The 4,718-nt window shown below is 71.1% G+C and carries 8 protein-coding genes; 3 read left to right on the top strand and 5 right to left on the bottom strand.

The window, feature by feature from the left end; all coding sequences use genetic code 11:
• Positions 1–91 precede the first annotated feature (91 nt).
• The 5 genes from ABZ915_RS48650 to ABZ915_RS48630 all read right to left on the bottom strand — a co-directional run bounded on the left by ABZ915_RS48650 (position 92) and on the right by ABZ915_RS48630 (position 2,583).
• Complete coding sequence (locus ABZ915_RS48650; protein ID WP_361817900.1) at positions 92–688, bottom strand: alkaline shock response membrane anchor protein AmaP; 597 nt, start codon at positions 686–688, stop codon at positions 92–94.
• A gap of 28 nt (positions 689–716) precedes the next feature.
• Positions 717–1,403 carry a DUF6286 domain-containing protein gene (locus tag ABZ915_RS48645; protein ID WP_361817897.1) on the bottom strand — a complete coding sequence of 229 codons (687 nt, stop codon included), beginning with the start codon at positions 1,401–1,403 and terminating at the stop codon, positions 717–719.
• Between the two features lie 52 nt (positions 1,404–1,455).
• Positions 1,456–1,761 carry an Asp23/Gls24 family envelope stress response protein gene (locus ABZ915_RS48640; protein WP_361817894.1) on the bottom strand — a complete coding sequence of 102 codons (306 nt, stop codon included), beginning with the start codon at positions 1,759–1,761 and terminating at the stop codon, positions 1,456–1,458.
• Between the two features lie 98 nt (positions 1,762–1,859).
• Positions 1,860–2,030, bottom strand: coding sequence for a hypothetical protein (locus ABZ915_RS48635; RefSeq protein ID WP_361817892.1), 171 nt, complete (start codon positions 2,028–2,030; stop codon positions 1,860–1,862).
• A 70-nt stretch (positions 2,031–2,100) separates the two neighbouring features.
• Positions 2,101–2,583, bottom strand: coding sequence for an Asp23/Gls24 family envelope stress response protein (locus ABZ915_RS48630; RefSeq protein WP_361817889.1), 483 nt, complete (start codon positions 2,581–2,583; stop codon positions 2,101–2,103).
• A gap of 155 nt (positions 2,584–2,738) precedes the next feature.
• Between ABZ915_RS48630 and ABZ915_RS48625 the strand changes: the two genes are divergently transcribed.
• The 3 genes from ABZ915_RS48625 to ABZ915_RS48615 are packed head-to-tail and all read left to right on the top strand — an operon-like array spanning position 2,739 to position 4,353.
• Positions 2,739–3,329, top strand: a complete 591-nt coding sequence (locus ABZ915_RS48625; protein WP_361817887.1) for an RNA polymerase sigma factor — start codon at positions 2,739–2,741, stop codon at positions 3,327–3,329.
• Positions 3,320–3,979: a hypothetical protein gene (locus tag ABZ915_RS48620; protein ID WP_361817884.1), complete on the top strand. Its 660-nt coding sequence runs from the start codon at positions 3,320–3,322 to the stop codon at positions 3,977–3,979. Before ABZ915_RS48625 ends, ABZ915_RS48620 begins: the two co-directional genes overlap by 10 nt.
• Complete coding sequence (locus tag ABZ915_RS48615) at positions 3,976–4,353, top strand: hypothetical protein (RefSeq protein WP_361817881.1); 378 nt, start codon at positions 3,976–3,978, stop codon at positions 4,351–4,353. Before ABZ915_RS48620 ends, ABZ915_RS48615 begins: the two co-directional genes overlap by 4 nt.
• Positions 4,354–4,718 lie beyond the last annotated feature (365 nt).

Here is a 4,718-nt window from a genome sequence, read left to right as displayed (position 1 = left end):
GATCCACGGCCGCGACTGTCGCTTTCCCACGACCAGACCAACGACCATTCACCCCGAAAGTCACATGATCAACAACTTCTGTTAGGACCTCTTAGTCCGCGCGGTGTGGTTTGTGGCGGGTGACGTGTAGGCGGACCTCGGTGGGTGTGTCAGGGAGGCCGGTGGACCGGCGAGCGGTGCGGAGTGGGCCTTCGCAGAGGGCGCCGAGGGCGGCGCCGGGTGCGCCCTCGGGGGTGAGGGTGAGCGTGACGTGGGTGCGGGGGTGGGCGGGCCGGTCGGTGATGCGTACGGCCGCGTGCTTGACTCCCGGCAGGGCGCCGGCTTCGGCCGCGATCGCGTTGCTGAGTGCGCGGTCGCGCAGTTCGACGCCGTCTTGCGGTGGTGTGCCGCCGACGGGCAGCGTTCCGGGGCGGTGTCGGCTCAGCTGGGCGAGCAGCCACCACAGGGCGGCGAGGGTGAGGGCGGCGATGACCGCGGGCCACCACCAGCCCTGGCTGCTCCAGCGGGCCCGGTCGGCGGAGCCGAGCAGGACGTCGTCCGGGGTGATCAGGGGCCAGCCCGTGGGCGGGTTCAGATCGTGTCGTCGGTAGAGGTCGAGTCCGGCGAAGAGGACCAGTAGTGCGCCGCCGAGCAGGACCAGTCCGGCGAGGGCCAGCAGACTGCGGTTGAGGGCGGATCGCGGTGTCATGGTGCGGGCTCCGGTCTGGATTTTTCGGTCAGTCGGTGCGTTGCCGCACCCGTACGACGATGCGGGCAGGACGGGCGAGGGCCAGCTGGTCGCGTTCCTCGTCGAGGACGGCGGTGAGGTTGTCCTTCACCTGTCGGGGGTCACGGAAGCGGACGTCCGCGCGCGCTTTGATGCGGTGACGGCGCACCCGGATGTGCGCCGCGCCGACTCCGGGGACCCGTATCGCGGCGTCACGCAGCAGGCTGGCGGCGCCGTCGCGGTCCAGCAAGGCCCGCAGCCGCGGGCAGTCGGTGGGGGAGCGCTGGGGCAGCCAGTGGCGGAGGCCGGGGGTGAGGGCCAGGACGATCAGACAGACGCCGACGGCGGCGGCCACGGCAGCTCCCGTCAGCATCCACACGTCGTCCACGGAGCGGGTGGACAGTTCGTCGGCCAGGTGCCGTCGCCAGGCCGCCGCCGGGCGTCCCGCCCGCACGGCGCTGACGTCGACCAGCGCCGCGACCGCCGCCACGAGAATCACCGAGGCGACCAGCGCCGCCGGGATACGGCGCGCGGACCACGGCCGGCGGGCGCGGTGCCATCTGCCGCGCCCACCGGCCGTGAGGTTCGGAGTGCGCACGTCGCGTTCGGGTGGATCGGGCTCCTTCGTCTGCGGCACGGTGGCACGCTGCGCGGACAGCGCGGAGCTGTGGCCGACAGGACTGGGGTCGGATGTCATCGCCGGACTCCTTCCCGTACGGGGTGCCCGGCGCCCCGGGCCGCGTGGCCGCTCACCTGACCCGCCCCCGGTTCGCGTCGGCGGCGGTCACCAGCCGCCGGACGGTGAGGGTGACCTCTGCTACCCGCAAGCTGGTCAGCTGAGCCACCCGTTGGGCGACGTCCTGCTGGATCCGCTCGCAGGCATGGGGGATGTCGGTGGGGTAGGGCAGGTCCAGCGTCAGATGCACGCGCACCGATTCGGTACGGACGGCGGCGGAGGCGCTCGGCGGCGCCAGCGGCGCGCTCCGGTCGGGCGGTACGGCGGCGCGCCGTGACTGGGCCGTGCGTGCGGCCTGGGCGGCGATGCGGGCTACCACCCTGTCCGGGATGACGGTGGCACCCCGCTCGGCAGGGGGCGGCAAGCCGGTGGCCCGCGCCGGTGGATAGGGCCCCTCGCGAGGGGGGCCGGGGGGCTTCACCGCTGTCTCCGGGCCCGGAGGTCGAGGTCGCCCTGGACGGCGAGGCCGCCGATCAGCCCAGCCGTACCCAGGACCAGCACAAGCAGGAATGCCCAGAAGCCGCCGAAGTAACCGGCGAAGCCGAGGGCCATGCCGGCCGCGAGGCCCGTCGTTGCTGCGTTCATCATGCACTCACCCGTCTCGCGGTACGTCGCCGTCCGTGTGATCACCCGCACGCCTCGAGGGCGCGGCGGTGGATCACCTCACGCGGCCCTCGTCCGGTCCGGCTTCTTCCTCCTCGTCGGGAAGGCGGACGTCGTCCACGGCGATGTTCACCTCGACGACTTCCAGTCCCGTCATCCGCTCCACGGCGCTGATGACGTTGGTGCGTACATCGCCGGCCACGTCGACGATGGAGACGCCGTACTCGACGACGACGTCCAGGTCGACCGCGGCCTGACGCTCGCCGACCTCGACCTTCACCCCGCGCGTGACGGCTCCGCCCCCGCCGGGGACGCGTTCGCGCATGGCGCCGAAGGCGCGGGCCATCCCCGCTCCCAGGCTGTAGATGCCGGGTACCTCGCGGGCGGCCATGCCTGCGATTTTGGCCACCACCCCGTCCGCGATCGTGGTCGTCCCCCGTGTCTCGGCCGGAGCGCCGGCTCCGGTGCGGCCTTTCAACGCGCTTGCGCTCGCATTGGCCCCGTTGCCCCCGCCGACGCTGGTGATGTTGTCCGTCATGGCGGTCGCCTCGATCGGTCGGTCGGGCACCGGTACGGCGCCCGTCGAAAGGTTGGACACAGCGGGCGACGCATTCCTCACACGCATTGAGTGTGATGTGCATCACACTCAATCTCTCGGGTACGCGGACGATCCGAGTCTTGTGCGGGAACGCCATGATCGAAACCACTGCTTCCCCACCGATGGGCCGCGACCTGCTGGAACGCGACCTGCCGGACGGACTGCTGGCCGCGCGGGCGGCCGAGGGCGACGAGGACTCCTTCGCCACTCTCATCCAGCGGCACGGCTCGTCCCTCCTCGCCCTGGCCCGCTGCATGCTCGGCAACCCCCAGGACGCCGAAGAGGCCGTTCAGGACGCCTTCGTCAGCGCCTGGCGGCGACTGCCGGAATACCGCCACAACGCGGAATTCCGCACCTGGATGTACCGGATCACCGTCAACCGCTGCCTGACCATGCGCCGGAGCCGACCACCGCCCCTCTCCCTCGACACCGTCGTCGAGCCCGCGGCGCAAGATGCCTGGAGCCAGCCCGCCCGGTCCGCCGAGCAGCACGCGGCCACCGCCGCCCTGTCCCACGCGCTCGCCGAACTGGACACCGCGCAGCGGCTCTGCTGGATCCTGAGAGAAGTACAGGGCCTGCCCTACAAAGAGATCGCCCACGTGACGCGGACCAGCGAACAGACAGTGCGCGGCAGACTGTTCAGGGCACGCCGATCCCTGCAGGAGGCGATGGGCCCATGGCGCTAGACGACCCCCACGCGCAGCCTTCCCAACCCCCCGGAGCCGACGGGCCCCCTCCCGGCCCAGCCGCCGCCGACATTTCCCCGTTCGCAGGTGATGAGGTACTGCCCTGCGGCCGACTGCTCAGCCAGGTCTGGGAACAGGCCCGGGACGCGGCGTCGGCCACGAACCCGCACACCGTCTCGTGCCCGCACTGCCGCGAGGCCGTCGAGCAACTGGCCACGGTGAACGCGGCCACCCGGGCGCTGCGCGCCGAGGCTTTCGGCCTCTACCCACTCGCCGACCCCATCATGAACATCGTCAGAGCAGAGGCACGGCTCGGGCGGCTGCTGCCCCTGGCCGACCCGGACCGGGACCTGCGAATCGCCGAGAGCGCCGCGGCAAAGGTACTGCGGCAAGCCGCGGACACGGTCCCCGGTGCCAGGACCGCGACCTGCCGGCTCACACCCGAGGGCGAAGGCACCGACGTACGGGTGACCATGACCCTGGCCGCCGCTCTCGACGGCCCGCTGCCCGACCGGGTCCACCAGGTGCGCAGAGCGGTCCTTGACTCGGCCGTACACGACCTGGGTCTTGCCGTGACAGCCGTGGACATCACCGTGGTCGACGTCCTCGAGCCGGAGCCGCTCCTCCCGCCCGGTGGTAGTCCACCATGACCGTCATCCGCACGACCACCCTCCTCGGCATCGCGGCCGAGGCGGCCCTCGCGGTTCCCGGCGTAACGGGCCTGCAACCCCGTCTCTTCCCTCGCCTCGCGGCAGCCGCCGCACTCACCCTGACCGACGCCACGCCCCGCCCCACCTCACCCGAGGCAGGTATCCGCGCCGAACGAGCGCCAGGGGGTTCGGGATGGCACATCGAGGTGCGCTGCGTCCTGGCCGAGGGCCGGCGGACACTGGACGTCGCCCAGAACGTCCACGACCGGGTGCGGGCCGCCGTCATCTCCCACCTCGCCGCCCTCGACGCCGTGGAGCGGGTCACCGTCCACGTCACCGTGACCCGTCTCACCACCTGGCACGACGGGGAGTGAGTCCGACTGCCCCCGTGACAGCGGTCGACACTGACAAGTCATTCTGAAATGATCAGTAAGAGCCCGCAGAAGAACAACACGCTTGTTTTCGCGACTTGTTGGGCAGCCGTGGTAGCGGGCGCTGACCTGCCGCGTTGCCCGGTATGCAAGGCACGGGCCCTGTAGGGACGACACCGTACTGATTGCTCTGACCTGTGGATGCAGCGTCACGTACCACGACAGAGGGGCCCAGAAGCGAAGCCGGCGTGTTGTTCTTCGGCGAGCCCTAAGCTTGACGTTTATCCAGCTCTGCTACTTGTGATGGTTGCGGTGAGGTCCGGTTAGCCCTGTTTCCCGACGGTGCGTTCGCGTGCGCGGTGCTTGTT

It is taken from the genome of Streptomyces sp. NPDC046915 (genome assembly GCF_040644935.1).
Classification (GTDB): domain Bacteria; phylum Actinomycetota; class Actinomycetes; order Streptomycetales; family Streptomycetaceae; genus Streptomyces.
This window is presented reverse-complemented; position numbering and strand designations above follow the sequence as displayed.